The organism is Streptomyces sp. AMJ-169 (assembly GCF_055597585.1).
The window spans coordinates 782,962-804,858 of sequence record NZ_JBVLTJ010000002.1 but is presented as its reverse complement, the minus strand read 5'-3'; the positions used below and the strand labels follow the sequence as shown (position 1 = coordinate 804,858).

General features: G+C 70.6%; 14 protein-coding genes, 2 tRNA genes and 2 pseudogenes. 12 read left to right on the top strand and 6 right to left on the bottom strand.

The genetic code is table 11. The features are described 5' to 3' along the window. The first annotated feature begins 51 nt into the window (after window positions 1-51). From ACYUD3_RS08080 to ACYUD3_RS08070, 3 genes are all read left to right on the top strand, one after another. The gene (locus ACYUD3_RS08080) at window positions 52-495 is read left to right on the top strand and encodes a glycine-rich domain-containing protein (protein WP_470965886.1); all 444 of its coding nucleotides are present in this window, start codon (window positions 52-54) and stop codon (window positions 493-495) included. An 80-nt stretch (window positions 496-575) separates the two neighbouring features. Continuing rightward, window positions 576-1,412, top strand: a complete 837-nt coding sequence (locus ACYUD3_RS08075; RefSeq protein ID WP_470965883.1) for a protein kinase domain-containing protein — start codon at window positions 576-578, stop codon at window positions 1,410-1,412. A 1,427-nt stretch (window positions 1,413-2,839) separates the two neighbouring features. Continuing rightward, on the top strand, window positions 2,840-2,965 hold the full coding sequence (locus tag ACYUD3_RS08070; RefSeq protein ID WP_470965881.1) for a hypothetical protein: 126 nt from the start codon (window positions 2,840-2,842) through the stop codon (window positions 2,963-2,965). Here the strand turns inward: ACYUD3_RS08070 and ACYUD3_RS08065 are convergent. Beyond that, complete coding sequence (locus ACYUD3_RS08065; protein ID WP_470965879.1) at window positions 2,946-3,350, bottom strand: GntR family transcriptional regulator; 405 nt, start codon at window positions 3,348-3,350, stop codon at window positions 2,946-2,948. The two genes, ACYUD3_RS08070 and ACYUD3_RS08065, sit on opposite strands and share 20 nt — an antisense overlap. A 187-nt stretch (window positions 3,351-3,537) precedes the next feature. On the opposite strand from ACYUD3_RS08065, the gene ACYUD3_RS08060 reads away from it, so the two are divergent. The 6 genes from ACYUD3_RS08060 (at window position 3,538) to ACYUD3_RS08035 (ending at window position 9,195) form a co-directional block, all read left to right on the top strand. After that, the gene (locus ACYUD3_RS08060) at window positions 3,538-3,879 is read left to right on the top strand and encodes an SCO3933 family regulatory protein (RefSeq protein ID WP_470965876.1); all 342 of its coding nucleotides are present in this window, start codon (window positions 3,538-3,540) and stop codon (window positions 3,877-3,879) included. Between the two features lie 118 nt (window positions 3,880-3,997). Further along, window positions 3,998-5,401, top strand: a complete 1,404-nt coding sequence (locus ACYUD3_RS08055; protein ID WP_470965873.1) for an FtsK/SpoIIIE domain-containing protein — start codon at window positions 3,998-4,000, stop codon at window positions 5,399-5,401. Between the two features lie 46 nt (window positions 5,402-5,447). Further along, the gene (locus tag ACYUD3_RS08050) at window positions 5,448-6,128 is read left to right on the top strand and encodes a DUF2637 domain-containing protein (RefSeq protein ID WP_470965871.1); all 681 of its coding nucleotides are present in this window, start codon (window positions 5,448-5,450) and stop codon (window positions 6,126-6,128) included. A gap of 141 nt (window positions 6,129-6,269) precedes the next feature. Continuing rightward, window positions 6,270-7,733 (top strand): replication initiator, encoded by a 1,464-nt coding sequence (locus ACYUD3_RS08045; RefSeq protein ID WP_470965868.1) that lies wholly within the window; start codon window positions 6,270-6,272, stop codon window positions 7,731-7,733. Beyond that, a complete protein-coding gene (locus ACYUD3_RS08040; protein WP_470965865.1) occupies window positions 7,730-7,912 on the top strand; it encodes a helix-turn-helix domain-containing protein in 183 nt (60 codons plus the stop codon). Before ACYUD3_RS08045 ends, ACYUD3_RS08040 begins: the two co-directional genes overlap by 4 nt. Next, entirely contained in the window at window positions 7,912-9,195 is a 1,284-nt protein-coding gene (locus tag ACYUD3_RS08035; protein WP_470965863.1) for a site-specific integrase, read from the top strand. Before ACYUD3_RS08040 ends, ACYUD3_RS08035 begins: the two co-directional genes overlap by 1 nt. Before the next feature lie 91 nt (window positions 9,196-9,286). Here ACYUD3_RS08035 and ACYUD3_RS08030 read toward each other — a convergent pair. After that, a tRNA-Arg gene (locus ACYUD3_RS08030) sits at window positions 9,287-9,359 on the bottom strand. Window positions 9,360-9,528: 169 nt separating this feature from the next. Further along, a tRNA-Ser gene (locus ACYUD3_RS08025) sits at window positions 9,529-9,619 on the bottom strand. A 313-nt stretch (window positions 9,620-9,932) separates the two neighbouring features. Here ACYUD3_RS08025 and ACYUD3_RS08020 point away from each other — a divergent pair. After that, complete coding sequence (locus ACYUD3_RS08020; RefSeq protein ID WP_470965861.1) at window positions 9,933-14,834, top strand: hybrid sensor histidine kinase/response regulator; 4,902 nt, start codon at window positions 9,933-9,935, stop codon at window positions 14,832-14,834. 1,192 nt (window positions 14,835-16,026) lie between these two features. On the opposite strand, the gene ACYUD3_RS08015 is transcribed toward ACYUD3_RS08020, so the two are convergent. Then, complete coding sequence (locus ACYUD3_RS08015; RefSeq protein WP_470965858.1) at window positions 16,027-16,605, bottom strand: TetR/AcrR family transcriptional regulator; 579 nt, start codon at window positions 16,603-16,605, stop codon at window positions 16,027-16,029. Window positions 16,606-17,022: 417 nt separating this feature from the next. Between ACYUD3_RS08015 and ACYUD3_RS08010 the strand changes: the two are divergent. Together ACYUD3_RS08010 and ACYUD3_RS08005 are read left to right on the top strand one after the other, a co-directional pair. Continuing rightward, a pseudogene (locus ACYUD3_RS08010) lies at window positions 17,023-17,649 on the top strand (MFS transporter); the annotation flags it as partial. Between the two features lie 726 nt (window positions 17,650-18,375). Further along, a pseudogene (locus tag ACYUD3_RS08005) lies at window positions 18,376-18,960 on the top strand (MFS transporter); the annotation flags it as partial. 552 nt (window positions 18,961-19,512) lie between these two features. Here ACYUD3_RS08005 and ACYUD3_RS08000 read toward each other — a convergent pair. Next, window positions 19,513-21,153, bottom strand: coding sequence for a long-chain fatty acid--CoA ligase (locus ACYUD3_RS08000; protein WP_470966071.1), 1,641 nt, complete (start codon window positions 21,151-21,153; stop codon window positions 19,513-19,515). Window positions 21,154-21,271: 118 nt separating this feature from the next. Continuing rightward, complete coding sequence (locus tag ACYUD3_RS07995) at window positions 21,272-21,832, bottom strand: SigE family RNA polymerase sigma factor (protein WP_470965855.1); 561 nt, start codon at window positions 21,830-21,832, stop codon at window positions 21,272-21,274. Window positions 21,833-21,897: the final 65 nt, after the last annotated feature.

Sequence of the window (21,897 nt, the reverse complement as noted above, 5' to 3'; positions counted from 1 at the left end):
TTCGGGGCGGCCTCCAAGCCCATCCCGCGCCACTCACAAGGGAGTTCTCCCATGACGGCAACAGCGAACGACCAGCGGACCGGCCGAGCCGTGGCCGGTGAGGAACTGTTCGAGAGCCTCGCCCACTTCGTGGTTGTCCACAACGGCCAGTCGCCCGAACGCGCCGCACGGATCGCGGACCAGGCGGTGGCCTTCGTGGTCACGGCGGCCACCGCCACCGTCCCCATGGTCCCGTCGGACGACGTGGACCTCGGCCTGCACGCGCTGATCCTGCACACCAAGGAGTACGCGGACCTCTGCGAGCAGTACGCGGGCCGCTTCCTGCACCACAACCCCAAGCCCGGCGGCGGAGCCCGCGACCCGGAGATGGTCACGGCCTCGGCGCACGCGATGAAGGCGGCAGGGTTCATGGTCTTCGACGACCTCTGGACCATCGACGGCACGAACCTCGCGAACTGCGACGCGGACTGCGGCCGACCGTACGGTCAGGCATAGGCACACGAAGCCAACGGGCGCGGTCGGCTTCGATTCGTGGTCGGCCGCGCCTACCTGGAAGCCCAGAAGGAGAAGTGACGTTGTCCGGCCCGACTTCCGAACTACCGATCGTGGTGCTCCACGCACTCATGCCCACCAACTGGCGCCTGGTCGCCAACCGTCGGGGCTCCACGGTCTGGGAGGTGCACAGTCCCCGGGGCCACTACGCCGTCAAACTCGGCCACCCTGTCGAGGCCACCCCCGACTGGCCCGCCCAGCCCTGGACCGCGCTCGCCCCCGCCCGCGAGGGAGCCGTGCTGTACCGCCTCGATGCTGAGGACTTCGCATATGGCGAGTGGGAGCAAGGGACGTGGAACTTCCAACCGTGGCGTGACGGGCCGGACCTGCACCAACTCTGGGAACCCTGCCGCCGACCGGACGCGACCACCGAACCCCACATCAGCGTCGCGCTGAGCTGCGTCGAGGCGCTGGCCGAACTCCACGCCAAGGGTTGGGCCCACGGCGACGTACAACCCGCCCACTTCATCATCGGCCCGGACCGCACCCACCTCATCGACCTCGCCCTGGCACACGGCGGCAACGTGCCCAAGGGATACGACTTCCCGTTCCGCGGCTGCCTCGTCCACTACGAAGCCCCGGAGATCTCCCGCAGCGTCCTCGCCACCGGCCAGGCCGAACCCACACCGGAAGCCGACGTCTACGCCCTCGGCGCATCCCTGTTGATCTCCGCCACCGGCTGGCGGGCCGTCGAATACCCCGACGACGCTCCACGCCCCGTGCAACGGGAAGCCGTCGCGAGCGGTAAGCGTCGGCCTGTGAAGGCACCCGGCAAGCTCGGCGACCTGATCGACGCCATGCTCAGCCACAACCCGAAAGACCGGCCCGCCCTCCACGAGGTGGCCGCAGCTCTGCGCTAGTCCCAAGCCCCGGCCAGCCCGGGGGCTTTGCCCACGCGAAGCCAACAACGAGAAACCGGACCACCCCTCAGCCTGCACAGCACTCCGGGTGGTCCGGTCGTGGAATCCCTCGTCAGGACCCCGGTATCGATGCTACCGGGGCGGTAGGCGTGCCCGAATTCAGGCTGCCGATCAGGAGGGACTACGTTGCAATCCATATGGCGAAGCTGGGCAGATCAGGTTCTCGTGGGTCGTTCTGACCTGAGCCACCGAAAGTCAGCCACGACGGCGGGTGCGCCGGACGAGCACCCGTCACGTGTGTTTCCGGCAACCCCGTACCGGCCTCAGCCACGCTTCCTCGATACGTCACGGCCGTTGACTGGCTCCCGCCTGGGCGTCGTCGACTCCGCTCGGGCTGCGGCCCTGCGGTCGACAATGCCCTTGAAGCGGTGGCCGGTTGGGGGCGCGGCCGGGCCCGGCGCGCGTCGGCCTGGTCCTGGTGCCCGGGGTGGCCGGGTCGCTTTCCGGTTCCGCTGTCCGCTTCGGCTGTGCTGCGCGCTGAGTGGCGGGGGCCGCTGGAGCGGTGGCGGAGACAGGGAGCGGCGGCGGCCCATGCCGCCAGCGCGCGCGGGCCGCCGCAGGCGGGCCGCCTTGATCCAGTAAAGAAACTCTGAACAGCTCCGCTGCCGCTGGGCCCTGGCCGACCGCACGACCATGCGCCGCCAGGTTTTCCCCTCCGACTGTCCACTTCGGCGTCTATTGATCGCACTTCGTACGTTTCGTTCCGGAGATCGACGGACTTTATCCACAGGCTGAGGGCCGCAAGATGCAGACTGCGGAGCCCGAAGGGACTTAACTACCCATTCCGCCATTTTCCTGTGATTTCAGAGGGAGCGTGATGGGTCTGGCGGCCGACTGCGGGTACGGGGTCGATTTCTGCTCGGCGACTGTCACACCGACCGGCTTTTCGGCACCTGTAGCAGATGAGAGGGGTCAGCCGGACTCCAGCCCGAACGGAAAGAGTGGCACGAGTCGCACAAATGGGAGTCACGCCGGTGCGGATTTCGACACCCTCTATGGGTGATCCACGCAGGGGCGGACCGCGCAACATAGCGCCGAAACGCCGGTTACCCAAACCGGCGATTCTCTGGACCCTTGATGACCTACCGGCGAACGAAAGGGCAAGTCACATGAGCAATCGAAAGCGCGGGTCCACCCGGCGGGACGAGAAAGAAGGTTCTTGCCCGCCTTGCGGGAGCGCGCGACCACTCGTCCTCCGTCCGCCCGGTCCGGCCTGTAGACCCGGGTCAAGAGCGGTGGCGGCGGCTTGCCCGGCGGTACGGGCGGGCCCCGATCTGGCAGATGGCCGTTGGGCAAGTCTCCGGACAGGCGCCCGGCGGTCGATCGAACACGACAGGCAGCAACGGCACAGCGGCAAGCGGGTGGACATGAACGAGCACGAAGCAGCACGGATCGCGGCGCGGCTCAAGGAGGTGGAAGAGAAGGTGAAACGACTGGAAGAGCTGGTGCGCCGGGCCGCCGAGAAGGGATCGGTTACTTCTTCGGCCCGGTAGCGCCGCCGAGTTGCTGAAAGACCTGCAACAGACTGTCGAGCCTGGCGTTTATCGCGTCCAGCCGTTCGGACAGTTCGATGTACTCAGGTGTGGGCATCCGCCCCCCGCTTGCCGCCTCGGGAGCGCCGGCCTTCGGGTCGGCCTCTGCCGGCAGGGGATCAGCGACGAGGTTGCCCCGCCCCGGCATCGTGTGGATCAGCCCTTCGTCCCGCAGCATGCGCAGTGCGGAACGTGCCGTCATGTTCGCGATTTCGTAGGTCGCTTCAAGGTCACGCGAGGAAGGCACCCGCTCACCGGGCTTGAGCCGCCCTGAGCGGATCTGCCGCCTCAGCTCCTCGGCGACCAAGCGGTAGGGCGGGGTGTCGGAATCCTTGGGCAGCGTCATGGTCCGAGGGTAGCGGGCCTAGCCCACCTCGCGCAGTAAGACCCTGTCGCACCCCTCCATATCCGGACAGAGCTAGCTCACCCTATGCGCGATGTGCGCTAAGCGCTTGACGCACTAAGTGGGCGTAGTGCACTGTTGATCTCGCCCCACCCCTCCGGTGGAGCACCTACGAAAGGACGTACCTCCCATGGCCCGTATCCGTGTTGGCCTGCTGCCCACCTCGTCGTTCATGGTCGGCACCCTGCCGGTGCCGAAGTACGCGGACGCCGAGAAGACCCAGTTCGCGACCGACCGGGAGACCGGCGCGAAGCTGATGACGATCACCCTCTTCCTCATGGAGGAGGACCGCGCCGAGGCCCTGAAGATCACCGTGCCGGAGACCGGCCTTCCCAACGGCCTGAAGCCCGGTGTGCCGGTGACGCCGAAGGAGCTGTTCGCCACCCCGTGGGCGCGGATCTTCAACGGCTCGCTGTCGGACGGCATCGCGTACCGCGCGGACCGTCTTGAACTGCTCGCCCCGGCGGCGTGAGCGCCACCTCTTCCCGGTCCGGTGTCGAAGGTGCGGTTTCCCCCGCCTCGCGCCGGGCCGGGCGCCCGGCCCACCACTCCGGTTCCGGCCGTCCCCCTCGCTCCCGGGAGAACGACTCATGAAGAACATGCTGGAAGGGGCCTTCGGCTACGGGTCCCTCGTGGTCGGCGTGGCGCTCGCCGCGCTGCTGCTCTGGTCGGTGTGGTGGCTGGTCCGCTACGTACGCGCCGACGCGATGACCCGTCGGTCGATCATGCAGGCGGCGCGCGTGCAGCGGGGCTGGAAGCGGCTCGCGCCGATGCTGAAGCTGTCGGCCACGGACAGGACGCCGACCGCCCTGGCGTCGCTGTCGAACGCGAACGGCAACCCCGTCAAGCCGCGCGTCCTGATCCCCGCGCTGAAGGTCACGCACGACGCGTACGGCGTGATCGCGCGGGCGGGCTGCCTGCCCGGCGTCGGCCTGGAGCAGTACCAGAAGGCGGCCCCACACCTGGCGGACGCCTGGCGGTGCACCCGTGTCGCCGTCACCCAGGACGAACCGGGATCGGTCGTGATCCGTGGTGTCCGGCTCGATCCGCTGAAGTTCCCCACCGAACACCGCCCCACGGGTGAGGTGCCGGAAGAGTCGGCTCGGTGGGACCTGGGCCTGGACGAGTACGCGCAGCCGGTGTCCGTGAACCTGACGCAGGTACCCGGCGTCACCGTGGCCGGCCTCCCCGGCTACGGGAAAACCTCGCTGCTCAACAGGCTGCTGTCCGACTGGGCACCCGCCCCGTGGGTCCAGTTCGCCTGCGCGGACGGCAAGGTGTCCGCCGCGTACGAGGGTGACTACGCCGACTGGGCAAGGCGCATGTTCGCCTTCGTCGGCGATGACCTGGAGGAAGCCAACAGGCTGTTCAAACGGCTGGTGGACCTGCGCCGCGCGCGCTCGGCCCTGGTGCGCGAGGTGCTGGGGGTGAAGTCCATGTGGGACGTGGGCCCGTCCGAGAAGTGGCCGCTGGTCATGCTGATCATCGATGAGGCGCACACCTACTTCCGCGACCACAAGGGCAACGACCCCCGGACGAAGAAGCTCGCCGCCCTGGCCGCCGAGAACGCCCGGCTGGTGGAGGACCTGGTGAAGAAGGGCCGCTCGGTCGGCGTCCTCGTCATCCTCGCCACGCAGAAGTCCACCGGCGACGCGATCCCGACATTCATCCGGGACGTCTGCCCTGTCGGCCTGAGCTTCGCGCAGAAGACCGCCGAAGCCGCCGTCGCCGCGCTCGGCGAGGAGATCCGGGAGTGGCCGGACGCCAACCCGATCAACCTCCAGGACCCGACCTATGTCGGCGTCGCCTCGATGAACCACCAGTCACAGCCCGGCTTCACCCGCATCCGCACCCCCTACGTGCCGGACGAACGGGCGGCCGAGATCGCGTACGCCACCCACCACCTCACCGCCGACCCGGCCGATCTGCTCCCCGGCGCTGTCGACCTCACCAAGCTCGGCCCCGACTACGTCACCCCGCCATGGACCGCGTGAGCCCATAAGCCCCCCACGGCTTCTCCCGGAAGGAGGTGAAACCCCAATGTCCGAGGACCGGATCACCCAACGCACCGTGACCGTGGTCATGGGCATCATTGCCGGCCTGGCGTTCGTCTTCTCCTTCGGCAACGTCTGGACCCTGGCCCTGCGCCTCGGCGTCCCCGCCCCGATCGCACCACTCATCGCTCCGATGGTGGACCTGTCCGTGGTCGGCCTCCTGGTCGCCCTGCGCTACCTCTCCCTGCGCGGCGTCCCGCCCGAGCAGATGAAGGCGGCAACCCGCCTGATGCACGTCTCCGGCCTGCTGACCCTGGCCCTCAACATCGCCGAACCCATCATCGCCGGACGCTACGGCCGCGCCGCCGTCGACGCCGTAGCACCCCTGCTGCTCCTGGGCTGGGGAGCCGTCGGCCCGCAGCTCCTGCGGTCCTTCCACACGGTCGCTTCGGCCCCGGCCGACGAAGAAGCCGAAGAAGCCGAAGCAACCAGCGCCCCGGGACCCACACCCGCACCGGCACCTGCCCTGGCTCCGGCACCCCCTCAGCCCCTCCCGGCCACCTCCGCCGCCCCGGCGTCCAAGGTGCCTGAGCCCCTGCTGACCGAAGCACGCTCCATCGCCGCGTCCCACCAGACAGAGCACGGAGAAACGATTACTCCGGCCCAGCTGAAGACGCGCCTGGGCATCGGCCTCCCCATGGCCACGGCCCTCCACGCCGCCCTGTAGGACCGCGCACCCTCCGCCGGCTTCCCGGCACACCTCCCCCGCCCGCCTCTCCGGGCCCACTCCGTCATGCCTGCGGGCAGTCCGGACACGCCGATCCGCGCCGCCCGCAGGCCCTTCACGCCAGAAAGGAGACCGCCGCTCATGCGCCGACACCTCGACCTGCGCCACATGACCAGCCCCGGCCTCCGGGATCTGGTCGAACTGGCCAACACCCACGACTTCGACCGCGTCACCGAACAAGTCCGCGACCTCCACGGCTGCACCCACCCCGTCAACCTCCACGGCTGGACCGTCACCACCGACCCCACCACCAGCCAAATCGTCCGCTCCTACCACTCCGAGGACGAACCCACCGGACGCCTCCTCACCACCTGCGGCAACCGCCGCTCCTCCCGCTGTCCCGCCTGCTCCCGCGTCTACGCCGCCGACACCTACCACCTCATCAAGGCCGGGCTCTCCGGCGGCAAGAACGTCGCGGAAACCGTCCGCAACCACCCCCGCGCCTTCGTCACCCTCACCGCCCCCTCCTTCGGCCCCGTCCACCACCGCAAGACCAACAACGAGGGCAAACCCCTTCCCTGCACCTGCGGCACCCAACACGCCGAGGAAGCACCAGAGTTGGGCACCCCGCTCAACCCGACCGCCTATGACTACACCGGCGCCGTCCTCTGGAACGCCCACGCCGGACAGCTCTGGGCCCGCTTCACCACGTACCTGCGCCGCGCCCTCGCCGAACAACTCGGCATGACACAGAAGGCGTTGAACTCCGCCCTCCGCGTCTCCTTCGCGAAGGTCGCCGAGTACCAGAAACGCGGCCTGGTCCACTTCCACGCCGTGATCCGCTTCGACGGACCCGAAGGCCACACCACCCCACCCCCGCCCTGGGCCACCTTCGACGCCCTGAACGCCGCCGTGCGCCTGGCCGTCCAGCGCGCCCGGCTCACCATCACCTCCGACGCCACCGGCGAACGCGTCATCGCCTGGGGCGACCGCTACAAGGTCGACCCCATCACCGCCCTGGACGACGGCGAACTCACCGACGCCAAGGTCGCCGGGTACGTCGCCAAGTACGCCACCAAGAACGCCGAAGGCGCGGGCACCGTGGACCGCACCCTGATGTGCCGTCCCTGCGTCGGACGCGGCTACGTCCGTGGCCCTGACGGCTTCCACGACGTGTGTACCGACTGCGACGGCACCGGACAGGCCGAACCCCTCACAGCCCTGCCGGTACAACAGCACGTCCGCCAGATGATCCGCACCGCCTGGGCCCTCGGCCACCTCCCCGAGTTCGCCCACCTCAAGCTCTGGAAGTGGGCCCACATGCTCGGCTTCCGCGGCCACTTCTCGACCAAGTCCCGCGCCTACTCCACCACCCTCGGCACCCTCCGCGACGTACGCCGCACCTGGCGCCTCGCCCAGGCCGAAGCCGCCCGCACCCGCGCCGGCCACCCCACCCCCGACGAGAACACCACCCTCGTCACCACCTCCTCCTGGACCTACCTCAGCAGCGGCTACCGCCCCGGCGAAGAACTCCTCGCGGCCCAGGTCCGCCACGACATCACCCACACCCAACGCGCCAAGCGGGAAGGGCAGGTGCCCTCATGACGGCGTCCGTGCTCACCGTGGACCAGGTCGCCGAACGACTCGGCATCAGCCGCTGGAAGGTCCACGACCTGATCCGTTCCCGCGAACTCGCCTCCTTCAAGATCGGCCGCTGCCGCCGTATCAGCGAATCCGCCGTGCTCGGCTACATATCGCTCCAGACCGAACAGGAAGCCGCCTGATGGCCACGCCGAAGAAGAACGCCAACAACGAGGGCACCATCTACCAGCGCAAGGACGGCCGTTGGGAAGGCAGCGCGTACGTCCTGACGACAGAAGGCACGTACAAGCGGCGCAGCGTCTACGGCAAGACCTGGGACGAGGCTCACGAGAAGCTGACCAAGCTCAAGGCCGACTCCATCAGCGGTCTGCCGGTCGCCACCAGCAAGATGACCATCGCCGAGTACCTGAAGTACTGGCTGGCGAACATCGCGAAGAACAAGGTCCGCAAGACCACGTACGTCAACTACGAGTCGTTGGTACGCAACTACGTCACGCCGGAGTTCGGCAAGAAGAAGCTGGTCCGACTCACCGCCCGAGACATCCGCGCCTTCCTCGCGAAGACGGCGGTCACCTGCCAGTGCTGCGCGCAGGGCAAGGACAAGAAGCGGCCGGAGCACAAGCGGCGCTGCTGCGCCTTCCGCAAGTGCTGCAAGAAGCTCCCGTCCGACCGGACCGTGCGCTTCCTGCTGGTGATCCTGCGGGCCGCTCTCCAGCACGCCGTACGCGAAGACGAGTTGCCCCGCAACGTGGCCCGGAATGTGGAGCTGAGCATGGGAACCAAGCGCGAGATCGAGCCGCTCACCGCCAAGGAGGGGCGTCAGCTCCTGACAGCGGCCAGGGACAACAGGCTGTGGGCCGCGTACGAACTGGCGGTCCGCATCGGCCTGCGGCGCGGTGAGCTGCTGGGGCTGCGCTGGTCGGACGTGGACCTTCACGAAGGGGTGCTCACCGTTCGGCAGGCCCTACAGCGCGTCGGCGGTGAGCTGCTGATCGTCGCACCCAAGACTCAGCGCTCAGCCCGTCGCGTGGCCCTGCCGTCCGAGTGTGTGACGGCGCTCCGGGCTCAGCGCGCCCAGCAGATCGCCGACAAGAAGGGCGCGGGGGACAACTGGAAGGGCACGGGTCAGGGACTCGTCTTCACCACCAGGAACGGGACCCCCATCGAGCCGCGCAACCTGAACCGCTCCTTCGAGGTGCTGTGCACTCGCGCCGGCGTCCGCAAGGTCCGCTTCCATGACCTCCGCCACACCTGCGCCTCACTCCTCCACGAACAGGGCGCCGACGCCCGCATGATCATGGAAGTCCTCGGCCACAGCTCGATCCGCGTGACCATGGACATCTACACCTTCGTCCGGCTCGACTCCCAGCGCTCCGCCTTCGACCGCGTCGGCGACGCGCTGAGGGGCGACGGCAACGGTCCGGACGATGACGGCGGCGCGGCCGGTGTCCTCGTAGCCGTCTGATCGGCCCCGGAAATCGGTTGCCGTCAAACACTGCCGTCACGGCATAAAGCAGAAGCCCCATGGATCTCTCCACGGGGCTTCTGACCTGCTGTGCACTCGGCAGGATTCGAACCTGCAACCTTCTGATCCGTAGTCAGATGCTCTATCCGTTAAGCTACGAGTGCTTGTTTTGTTGTTTCTCTTGTCTTCCCGCTCCTGGCCTTTCGGCCGCTCGCGGCGACAGGAAGAACATTACATGACCGGCGGCGGCATGTGAAATCCGTATCCGGAACCACCCCTGACCTGCGAAAACGACGAAGCCCCGGTCCAGAGGGACCGGGGCTTCGGATCTTGCGGAGGCGGAGGGATTTGAACCCTCGATGGGCTTTAAGGCCCAAACCGCATTAGCAGTGCGGCGCCATAGACCGGACTAGGCGACGCCTCCACACAGCCGCTCGCGTGTGTGCGAGTGGTGCGTGCAGATGATGACACAGGTAAGTACCGCGCCACCAATCGACGTCCACCGTACTAGGGAGGCGCCGGGCGGGCAAAGGGCTTAAGACCGCCGTACACCCTTCGTCCACCCCTCTTCGCACGGGCTTGCGGTTCCCGTCATCTCTCGTGCGAGGTGCCTCTCATCCGGCACCGGCACGCGGATGCCAGCCCTTAGACTCCCTCGCGTGACACCCCGCGGGCCGGTTGGCAAGATGGCCCGAGCGGTCGGCAAGGTGCGGTAACCAGCAGGGAGGAAGCGTCTCGTGAGCAGCAGGCCATCCCGAGGCGCTGCTCGCCTCGCGGCGATACTGGACGCCCTGCCCGACGCGTTGGTGCTGGTCAACGCCAACGGGACGGTCGTCAACGCCAACACCATCGCGCTGGAGGCGTTCGAGACGCCGGGCACCGCGCTCGTCGGACGCGGACTGCTGGACCTGCTCCCGGAGTTCGACTCCAAGCTCATCCCGGGCTCGATGCGCCGCCCCGACCACATCGACCCGCGCGGACGCACCAAGCCGGCCCGCATGACCGCCCGCAGGACCGACGGCTTCGAGTTCCCCGTCGAGGTCTCCAGCGCCACCCTGGAGAACGGCCAGCAGGCGTACGACGGCTACGGCTACACCCCGGACGAGCTGCTGATGCTCGTCGTACGCGACCTCTCCGGAACCGTCGACACCGAGGCCGAACTGGCCCGTTCGCAGCGGCAGACGGAGATGATCCTGCGGGCCGTCGCCGAGGGGGTCGTGGGCACGGACACCGACGGGCGGATCGTCCTCGTCAACCCCGCCGCCGCGCAGATACTCGGGTACCGGGCCAGCGACCTGGGCGGCAAGGAGCTGCACACGCTCATGCTGCACTCGCGCGCGGACGGCTCGCCGTTCCCGTACGACGAGTCGCCGCTCGCCGACACGCTGCGCTCGGGGCGCAAGCACCGCGTACGCGGGCAGGTGCTGTGGTCCAAGACCGGGGACAAGGTCTCGGTCGACCTGACGACCGCGCCGGTGCGCGACGGCGACCAGCTCGTCGGCGCCGTCCTGACCTTCACCGACCGCCGCCCCTACGACACCCTCGCCGACGAGAAGTCCGCCCTGGAGAAGGCCCACGCCGAGGAGCTGGAGAAGCTCTCCGAGGAGCACGCCTCCGACCTCACCGCGCTGCGCCAGAGCCACGTCACCGAGGTCGAGGAACTGACCGAGGCCCACGCGGAGGAACTGGCCGCGGGCGACGAGCGGTACGCGTCCCTCGGCGAACGCGAGAAGGACCGGTACGAGGCCCTCGCCGGCCGCTACGAGCAGCTGCTGACCCTCCTCGGCACGTCCCTGCGCGGCCCCCTCGACGAACTGCGCCGCGAGCTGTCGACGCTCGCCGCCGACGACGCCGGCCAGCTGTGGCCCGAGGCCAACCAGGTCCTGCACCACCTCTCCGCCGGGTACTCCCGCATCACCACCCTCATCGACAACGTCCTCGGCTACCAGCGGCTCGACACCGGCGCGCTCACCGTCTCGCGCACCAAGGTCATGCTCGACGCGGTCGTCGCGGCCGGGGTCGACGGCGCCGTCGAACTCATCGGCCCCGGCCGCGTCCAGTTCGCCGTGCACGCCCCGCCCATCGAGGCCGAGGTCGACACCCGCCTCCTCGCCACCGCCCTCGCCCACCTCGTCGCCGACGTAGCGGGCGTCGACGCCACGGGCAACGCGCCCGTCCAGGCGGCCGGCGGCTACCTCGACAACACCGTGGTCGTCGCCGCCGCCCAGCGCGGCGAGGTCGTCCGCATCGAGGTGCGGGGGCCGTACGCGGGCGGGGATCTCGTCCACCAGCCGATCGTCCGGGGGATCGTGCGGGCGCACGGGGGGGTGCTCCAGACCCATGAGGTGCCGGGGATGAGCGGCAACGCGTATGTCCTTGAGGTACCGATCGGGGGTGGGGCGGGGGCGGTTGCGGCGCAGGGCGGGGCGGCTGTCGCTTCGGCGCAGGGTGGTGGGGGCGGGGCGGAGCTTGTTCTGGCGCAGGCCGGGGAGGGTTCCGCCGGGGTGGCGGGCGAGGGTTCCGGGGAGCCTCGGCGGCGGGCTCGGCGCAGTTCTGTCGACGCGTTCCTCGACGGGGACGGTGAAGAGGCGCCGGCTGCCGCGCCCACGGGACGGCGGCGGCGGGCGCTCGGTCCGGCGGCGGAGGACGACGCTGCCGCCGTGCACGAGGGGTCCGGGCGGCGGCGGGGGCGGTCCGCCGAGGTGTCCGAGGGGGCGGTGGTGACGGCCGCGGAGCATGCGGCGGGGACGGCGGCGGCGGGGACGGGGTTGGTGCCGGCGCAGGCGGTGCCGCCGCAGGGGGTTGCGCCTCAAGGGGTTCCGCCTCAGGGGGTTCCGCCTCAGCAGGGGGTGCCGGCGTTGGGGGCGGGGAGTGCTTCTGTGCCGGGCTCGGGGGTTGCTGTGCCGGGTGCGGGAGTTGCCGTGGCAGGTGCGGGAGTTGCCTTGCCGGGTGCGGGAGTTGCGGTTCCTGAGGCTCGTAATGCGTTGCCGCCTGCGCTGCCTTCGGCGGGTGTTGTGGACGAGGGGGGCGAGGACGGCGAGGGGCAGCCGACCGGGCGTCGGCGGCGGGCGTTGGCTGCCGCGAATGAGCGGGCTGCGGCGCAGGAGGCTGGGCCTCGGGCTGTGTTCGCGTTGCCGCCGGCTGAGGCGGATCGGGAGGGTGGGGCGTCTGGGGCGGAGGGGGGCGTTATGGCGCCGGCTGGCGCGCCGGGGGTGGCGGTGCCGGCTCAGGGGGGTGTTCCTGGTGGGGTGCCTGTTGGAGTGACCGGGCTGGTTCAAGGGGGCGTTCCCGGTGGTGTGGCGGTGCCGGCTCAGGGGGCTGTTCCTGGAGGGGTGCCTGTTGGGGTGCCTGTGCCGGCTCAGGGGGGTGTTCCTGGGGGCGTGCCCGCTGGGGTGACCGGGCCGGCTCAGGGGGGCGTTTCCGGGGGAGTGCCTGGTGGAGTGGCCGGGGCCGCTCAAGGGGGTGTGCCTGGAGGGGTGCCCGTGGGGATGCCCGTGCCCGTTCAGGGAGGGGTTCCTGGAGGGGGGCCCGCTGGGGTGGCCTCGCCTGTTCAAGGGGGCGTTCCTGGCAGTGTTCCCCTTGGGGTGCCTGCGCCTGCTCAAGGGCTGGTGCCTGCGCAGGGGGTGCCCGTGCCGGTGCAGGGGGCTCCTGGTTCGGCGGTGCCCGCTGGAGGGATCGGGCCGGCTCAAGGGGGCGTTCCCGGGCAGGGTGGGTCCGGTTCGGCGGTGCCTGGGCAGGCGGTGCCTGGGCAGGCAACTCCCGTATCGGCCGGGTCCGTTCCTGCTGCTCCCGGTTCTTCCAGTCCCGTTTCTTCCGGTCCCGGTTCCTCCCGTCCCGGTTCCTCCGCTGCCGTTCCTTCCGTTGCCGGCCAAGCCGTCGTGGCCCCGCAGGGTGTCGTCCCTCCGCAGGGTGCCGTTCCTCATGTCGCCGGGGAGGACGCCGTCGAGCATGCGCGGCATGGATCCGTCGCCGGTGATGCCGAGGATCACACTCCGCCGCAGCCCCATCCGGCCAGCGGGCCGACCGGGCGGCGGCGCAGGGCGGTCGCGGGGGGCGGCGAAGGGGCCGTGCCGTTGCCGCAGCAGGGGCAGGGGCAGCAGGTACAGGGGCAGCAGACGCAGGGGCAGGGGATCGCCGTCCCGCTGCCGGAGGCGCAGCCCACCACCGCCACGCCCACCGGGCATATCCCGTTGCCTTCACAGCCGTTGCCGGCGGAGGCGGTGCCTTTGCCTTCGGGGCCGACTGGTGCCGGTGCTCAGGCTGTTGCCGGGGGTCAGCCGGTGGGTGGGGTTCAGGCTGTCGGCGGGGTCCAGGCTGCTGCTGGTGGTCAGCCTGTCGGCGGGGCTCAGTCCGTTGCCGGGGTTCAGCCTGTCGGCGGTGCTCAGTCTGTCGGCGGGGCTCAAGCTGCGCCCGGTGTTCCATCGGTACCCGGTGCTCAAGTCCCGCCCGCCGCTCAAGCCGTACCCGGTGCTCAACCCGCCCCCGCCGCCCAGCCGTTGCCCGCCGAGAGTGCTGACCCTCACTCCACTCAGGGGCGTGCGATCAGTGTGCGGACTCTGGGGCAGGGGGTGCCGTTCACTCGGCAGGCCGCGCAAGTTCAGCAGCCTCAGCCGGCCGCCGGGTCAACTCCCGCCTCCGGTACGGCCGGTGGCCGGCGTCGTAAGCTCGGGACGCCGCCCGATCCGGCGGCGCGTCCGCATCCGGCGGCCGAACAGCCCGTCGTACCGGCGCAGTTGCCGCACCCCTCGCTGGCGGGGCAGACCCGGCTCGTGCCGGCGGGGACCGAGGGGGCCGGGCGGTCGTACGCCATAGGGGCGCCGGACGAGAAGGCACCCGAAGGGCCCGAGCCGCTGGACGGGCCCGGCGGCGCCGTCGAGATCGCCGACATGCCGCGGCCGCAGCCGATGGACGACGAGCTGCCGCCCGAGCCGCTCGACAATCCGCGCCGGCTGCTGGTCTGGCCCGCGCCGGACGTCTCCACCCAGCAGGCGCTCAGCGATCGCGGGTACCGGCCGGTGATCGTCAACTCGCGTGAGGAGGTGGACGCGCAGATCGCCGCGTTCCCCGCCGCGCTGTTCGTCGATCCGCTCACCGGGCCGATCACGCGGACGGCGCTCCAGTCGCTGCGTACGGCCGCTGTCGCCGCGGAGGTGCCCGTGCTGGTGACCGCCGGGCTCGGGCAGGCGACCCGGGAGGCGGCGTACGGGGCCGATCCCGCCGTGCTGCTGAAGGCGCTCGCGCCTCGGGACAGTGAGCAGCATCCGCCTCGGGTGCTGCTGATCGAGGAGCACGCCGAGATCGCGCTGGCGCTCACGTCGACTCTTGAGCGGCGGGGGATGCAGGTCGCCCGGGCCGCGAGTGATGCTGACGCCGTCATGCTGGCGGGGCAGTTCCGGCCCAACCTCGTCGTCATGGATCTCATGCAGGTCGATCGGCGGCAGGCCGGGATTCTGGACTGGCTGCGGGCGAACGGGCAGCTCAATCGGACGCCGTTGGTCGTGTACACCGCCGCCGTGGAACAGCCTGACCTGCCTCGGCTGGCTTCTGGGGAGACTGTGCTGTTTCTCGCCGAGAGGTCTACCAGTGGTGAGGTGCAGGGGCGGATCGTGGATTTGTTGGCTCGGATCGGGACTAACTGATTGGTGGGGGGTGGGTGTTGGGGGTGGGGGGGGGTGTTGTCGGGTGGGGTGCGTGGTCGGGCAGGTGGGGGTGCGTGGTCGGTGGGGGTGCGTGGTCGGGTGCGGGTGCGTGGTCGGGTGCGGGTGCGTTGTGGCTGGTCGCGCAGTTCCCCGCGCCCCTGAGTAGGCGGCTGCGCCGCCTGTCCCTCGGCGGCGCCCATCGATCCGGCCTCCGCCTCTGACGCCTATTCGGCGCCGACCATCGATCCGGCCTCCGCCTCTGACGCCTATTCGGCGCCGACCATCGATCCGGCCTCCGCCGCGCCGCTGCTTCATCCGGCTGCCGCAGTTCCCCGCAGGCGCCTAGACAGGTGGCTGCGCCAGCCATCCCCCGCGCGCCAAGCGCCACCTCCCCCAAAGCTCTCCCGCGCGCCAGCGCCCCACCCCAAGCACCGCCCCTGAATTGGCGGCTTCGCCGTCCGTCCCTCGGCCGCGCCCATCAATCCAGCCTCCGCCGCGTCCCCGCTCCATCCGCCGACCCGAAGCTCCCCACGCGCCTGCATAGTTGCTGCGCCGCCTGTCTCCCTGCGCCGCCCTCCATGTCAGCCCGTGGCCCTGAAAGGCGGCTGCGCCGCCCACCGATCCGGCCCCCTCAGTCGAAAAGGCAGCAGCGCCGACCATCCCCCCGCGCCAGCGCCCCGCCCCAAGCGTCGTCCGTGAATCAGCGGCTCCGCCACCTGTCCCTCGGCCGCACCCATCGATCCGGCCTCCGCCGCATCCCGGCTCCATCCGCCTGCCCGAAGCTCCCCGCGTGCCTAGACCGGTGGCTTCGCCGCCCATCCCCCGGCGCCGCCCTCGGTATCAGCCCGTGCCCGTGACGCCCATCCCTCGACGCCGCACGTCGATCCGGCCCCGCGCCCGAAGAAGGCGCCAGCGCCAGCCATTTCCCGCGCGCCAAGCACCACCTCCCCCGAAGCTCTCCCGCGCGCCAGCGCGCCACCCCAAGCACCGCCCCTGAATAAGCGGCTCCGCCGTCCGTCCCTCAGTGGCGTCCATCGATCCGGCTTCGGCCGCGCCCCTGCTCCATCCGCCGACCCGAAGCTCCCCGCGCGCCTAGACCGGTGGCTTCGCCGCCCATTCCTCAGCGCCGCCCTCGGTATCAGCCCACGCCCCTGACGCCCCTCCCTCGGCGCCGCCCGCCGATCCAGCCCCCTTACTTCGCCACCAACCTCCTCGCCGCCTCCCTCACCGACTCCCTCAGCCTCTCCCTGTCCGGCCCCTCTCCCCCCAGCATTACTCTGCTCATCTGCGGCACCACCGTCGCCCAGTTCGCCAGGGCGATCAGGAGGAAGAGGAGGTCCGCCGGGGGGATCGTGTTCTGGATCACGCCTCTCTCCTGGCCGTCCCTGATCGCGGCGATCTTGTGGACGTAGTGTTCGCGCCGCGCCTCCTCGTCGGGCAGGGGGGCGTTGCCGTACTCGATGGCCTCCCAGTACAGGAGGCGCAGGAGGTCGGGGTGGGCGGCGTGGTAGTCCATGAGGCGGTCGATCCAGCCGTCTATGTCGTCGGGGTCCACCGGGACCGCCGCCGCCAGATCGACCATTCTGCGGCCCAGGACCTTCGTGAACAGCTCGGCCTTGTTGCCGTAGTAGGCGTAGATGAGCTGCTTGTTGGCCTTGGCCTCGGCGGCGATGCGGTCGATGCGGGCGCCGGCGATGCCCTGGCGGGCGAACTCGGTGACGGCCGCTTCGAAGATGCGTGCCTTGGTGGCCTCGGGGTCTCTGACTGCCATGGGGTCAGGGTAGTGGGGGGACGACGTAACCAACTGGTTGGTTGACAGGGAATTCGGGGGCGGCTCAGACTGTTGAGCCGTCCGTCCGCCAACCAAACGGTTGGTTACCGCCTGTCTCGCCTGTCCCGTATAGCTCGCTTACCCCGTCTGCCTCGCCTGTCTCACCCGTCCCGCCGATCCCGCTTGCCCTGCCCGTCTCGGCTCACCCGTCTCACCGTCCCGCCGATCCCGTCCGCCCTGTCTGCCCTGCCCCTCTCGGCTCGCCCCGCTCATCCCGCTGGCCCTGCCGCCTGCCCTGCCTGTCTCAGCTCGCCCCGCTCACCCCGCCGACCCCGACGCCCGTCCCGCTCATACCGTCCACCCCACCTGCCCGCCCCGCTCCCCCTCCCCTCCCGCCCAGCACAGGAGCCCCTCCCGATGCGGTCGCCGTCCTCCACCTCCGTACGGACCACTGCCCCCTCCACCGAAGCCGGCACCGACCCCCGTACCCGCGCCCTCCTCCTCCCCCTGATAGCCGTCTGCACCGCCGTCACCGCCGCCAACATCTACCTCGCCGCCCCACTGCTCCCCCTCATCGCCGCCGACTTCCACGCCACCCCCGCCTCGGTCGCCTGGATCGCCTCGATCGCACAGTTCGGGTACGCGACGGGGCTGCTGCTCTTCGCTCCGCTCGGCGACCGGGTCAACCCACGGAAGATCGTCGCGATCCTCTCGGTGGCCGCCGCGCTGGCGCTGCTGGGCGGGGCGGCGGCACGGGGTACGGCGACGCTGGCCGGCGCCGTGTTCGCGGCGAGCGCGGCGACGGTCGTACCGCAGCTGCTGGTCCCCCTGGTCGCCTCCCGCGCCCCGGCGGACCGGCGGGCACGGCATGTAGCGGCGGTGATCGCGGGCCTGTTCACGGGGATCGTGGCGGCACGGGTGCTGGGCGGACTGGCGGGGCAGGCGTTCGGCTGGCGGTGGGTGTTCGCGGGGGCGGCGGGGTTGACCGTCGCACTGGGGCTGCTGACGGCTGCGGCGTTGCCGGGCGGGGGGAGGGCGGCACGGACCGATGCCGACGGGGCGACTGCTGGGGGGCGCGTGGGCGGGGTCGGCGCGGTCGGGTCGGCGGCCGGAGGGCGGACGGCCGGAAGGCGCACAGCCGGAGCCAGCACCGCCGCGTCAACTGCCGGAGGACGCATGGCCGGAGCCGACGCCGCCACGTCGACTACAGGAGGGCGCACGGCCGGAGCCGACGCCGCTACGTCAACTGCCGGAGGGCCCATGGGCGGGACCGGCGCCGCCGTGCTGCCCGCCGGAGTCCGGACGACCCGGACCGGTACCGCCCGAGCGACTGCCGGGGACCGAGTGGCCGGGATCGATACCGCCGCGCTGCCCGCCGGGGAGCGCACAGCCCGGACCGACACCGCCGGGGCGACTACCGAGGGGCATGCGGCCAGGGCCAACTCCGCCGCGCTGCCCGCCGGGGTCCAGACGGCCCAGACCGACACCAGCGCACCGCCCGCCGGAGAGCGTGCGGCCCGGACCGACGCCACCACACCACCCCTCAGGGACCGGGCAGCCCGGACCGACGCCGACGAGACGACTGCCGGAGGGCCCATGGGCGGAACCGGCGCCGCCATGCTGCCCGCCGGAATCCGGACGGCCCAGACCGACACCAGCGCACCGCTCACCGGGGACCAGGCGACCGGGATCGACACCCCCACGCCCGCCCGACAGCGCACCGCCGAGACCACCCCCGCCGCCCCACCCACCGAAACCCACCCCACCCCCACCGGCACCCTCTTCTCCGGGCTCCGTGAGATGCCCGGGCTCGTCCGGCGGTCGCCACAGCTCTGGCGGGCCTGTGTGCGGCAGGCTGGGATGTATGGGGCCTGGTCGGCGCTGTGGACGTCGCTCGCGTTGTTGCTGACCGGGGCGCCGTATCGCATGTCCACAGCCACCGCCGGGCTGTTCGGACTCTTCGGACTGGCCGCGAGTGTCGTCGCGCCGCTGGCCGGGGGGCTCGTCGACCGGTTCGGGGCCGCACGGGTCGTACGCGGGGCCTTTCTGCTCGCCGGGCTCTCCGTGCCGCTCTTCTGGCTGGGCGGGCATGTGCTGGTGGCGCTGTTCGTCGCCGCGATCGTCGTGCACGCGGCGCTGGTCACGGCCCATGTCGCCAACCAGACCCTCGCCCTGACGACCACCTCCTCCCCGGCCACCGCCAACAGCGCGTACGTCATCTCCGGGTTCACCGGCGGGGCCACCGCCTCCGCCCTGGCCGGGGTCGCGTTCGGGCACTTCGGGTGGGGCGGGGTCGTCGCCGTGGCGGGGGTCTGGCTGCTGCTCGGGTGGGGGCTCACTTCCGTACGACGATGAGGGCGCCCGCCGGGGATAAGACCCCCTCCTGAAGCTGCGCGCCCGCTGAAGCTGAGAGCGCCCGACGGAAATGCGGCCACCCTCCGAGCTGAGCGCCTGCCGAAAATGCGGGCACCCTCTGAGCTGAGCGCCTACCGGAAATGCGGGCACCCTCTGAGCTGAGCGCCCGCCGAAGATGGGGCGCCCACCAAGCTGAGCGCCCGCCGGAAAGAGGGCACCCTCCAAGCTGAGCCCACGCCGGAAATGCGGCCACCCTCCAAGCTGAGCGCACCCCCTGGAGCTCAGGCGCCCTCCTAGAGCTGGGGGCGCTCTGGAGCCGAGGGCCCTCAGTGGCCCCTCTGAAGCCAAGGGCGCCCCCAAGTGCCCCACTTGAACCGAAGGCGCCCCCCAAATGCCCCTCTGGAGCTACTGGGCGCCCTCCTGCACCCGCTGAAGCTGCGGAGCGCCCTCCTTCCCCTGTTTCACGTGAAACATCGCCCCCCGCACCCGCTGAAAATCACGGCGCCCTCCTGGAGTTGAGAGCGCCCCAAGTGCCCCCCTACAGCCGCCCCCTCAAAGCCGCGTAACCCCCAACTCCCCCTCCGCATACCGCCTACGCAACACCTTCTTGTCGAACTTCCCCACACTCGTCTTCGGGACGGAGTCAATAAGCACCCACCGCTCAGGCAACTGCCACTTCGCGATGCCCCCCTCATCCGCCAGGAAAGCGCGCAAAGCAGAGAAGTCCACCTCCGCCCCCTCCTTCAACACCACCGTCGCCAACGGACGTTCGCCCCACTTCTCGTCGGGTACGGCGACCACCGCCGCCTCGGCAACCGCCGGATGCGCCATGAGGGCGTTCTCCAGGTCGACGGAAGAGATCCATTCACCGCCGGACTTGATGACGTCCTTGGCGCGGTCGGTGAGGGTGAGGAAGCCGTCGGAGCTGATCGTGCCGACATCGCCGGTCTTGAGCCAGCCGTCGGGGCTGAACTTGTCCTCGGGGCGCAGAAGTTCGGCGTCGGCGCCGTTGTAGTAGGCGCCCGCGATCCAGGGCCCGCGCACCTCCAGCTCGCCCGCCGACTCCCCGTCCCAGGGAAGACGTTCGCCGCCGGGACCGGTGAGGCGCGCCTCGACGCCGGCCGGGAAGCGGCCCTGGGTGAGGCGGTAGGTGAACTCCTCGTCGGTGCCGACCGCGTGGGCCGGGGGCCGGGCGACCGTACCCAGCGGGGACGTCTCCGTCATCCCCCAGGCGTGCCGCACCCGCATGCCGAGGCCGTCGAACGCGGCCATCAGGGAAGGCGGGCAGGCGGCGCCGCCGATGGTGACCTGGGTGAGGCTGCCGACGTCCCGGGGGCGCGTGGTCAGTTCCGCCAGCAGGCCCTGCCAGATCGTGGGGACGGCCGCCGCGTGCGTCGGCCGCTCGGACTCGATCATCTCGGCGAGCGGCGCGGGCTGGAGGAAGCGGTCGGGCATCAGCATGTTGATGCCGGTCATGAAGGTCGCATGCGGCAAACCCCATGCATTTACATGAAACTGGGGCACTACCACCAGCGTCGTGTCCTGGTCCGTCAGGCCCATCGACTCCGCCAGGTTGACCTGCATCGAGTGCAGATAGATCGAGCGGTGGCTGTAGACGACGCCCTTGGGGTCGCCGGTCGTGCCCGAGGTGTAGCACATCGCCGCCGCGCTGCGTTCGTCCAGCTCGGGCCAGTCGTACGTCGTCGGGCGGCCCGCGATGAGGTCCTCGTAGTCGTGGACGGGGACGGCGGCGCCGTCGAGCGGGGTGCGGTCGCCGGGGCCCGCGATCACCACGTGCTCGACCGACTTGAAGTGCGGCAGGAGCGGGGCCAGCAGGGGGATCAGGGAGCCGTTGGCGATGATCACCTTGTCGGCCGCGTGGTTGACGATCCACGCGAGCTGCTCCGGGGGGAGACGGAGGTTCAGCGTGTGCAGGACGGCACCCATGGAGGGGACGCCGAAGTAGGCCTCGGTGTGCTCGGCGTTGTTCCACATAAGAGTTGCGACCCGATCGTCGCCGCTCACTCCCAGTTCGCCCAGGGCGTGCGCCAGCTGGGCCGCGCGTTCCGCGATCTCCGCGTACGTCCTGCGGTGCGGCTCCGGGCCGCCCGTCCAGGTCGTCACCTGGGATTTCCCGTGGATCGTGGCCCCGTGCGCGAGGATTCTGGAGATCAGCAGCGGTACGTCCTGCATGGTGCTCTGCACGGCGTCCTCCTGGGCGACATTGCCGTAGGCGGGATGGGGTGGCCCCGATTCTGTACACGTACCACGCGGTATGTCACTAGGGAGGGAGGAGCGCGTCGTTTTGAGGTCAGCCTCGGACCAGTCCCAGCTCAGGGTCGTCGCGGAGTTTGCCGAGGGCTCTGGAGACCGCCGACTTCACCGTCCCTATCGAGACACCGAGCACCTCCGCCGTCTGCGCCTCGCTGAGGTCCTCGTAATACCTGAGGACGACCATCGCCCGCTGCCTGGCCGGCAGTTTCATGATCGCCCGCCACATCGCGTCGTGCAGCGCCTGCTGCTCAGCCGCGTCCGTGAGCCCCAGCTCGGGGTCCGGCTCCGGCAGTTCGTCGCACACGTACTCGTCCACCTTGCGCTTGCGCCACTGCGACGTACGCGTGTTCAGCAGCGCCCGGCGGACGTACCCGTCGAGGGCGCGGTGGTCCTCGATGCGGTCCCAGGCGACGTACGTCTTGGTGAGCGCGGTCTGGAGCAGGTCCTCCGCGTCGCTGGGGTTGGCGGTGAGCGAGCGGGCCGTGCGCAGCAGCACCGGCTGCCGGTCGCGGACGTAGGAGGAGAAGGACGGGTACCCCGGATGCGCCGAGGCCCGCGTCCTGCCGTTGGAAGCGCTGGTGCAGACGGGTGTGGTCATGGCTCCACGCTAGGAGGAGGACCCTCGTGGCCGGATCGCCCGCAGGTCCCGAAGACGAGTCCGCC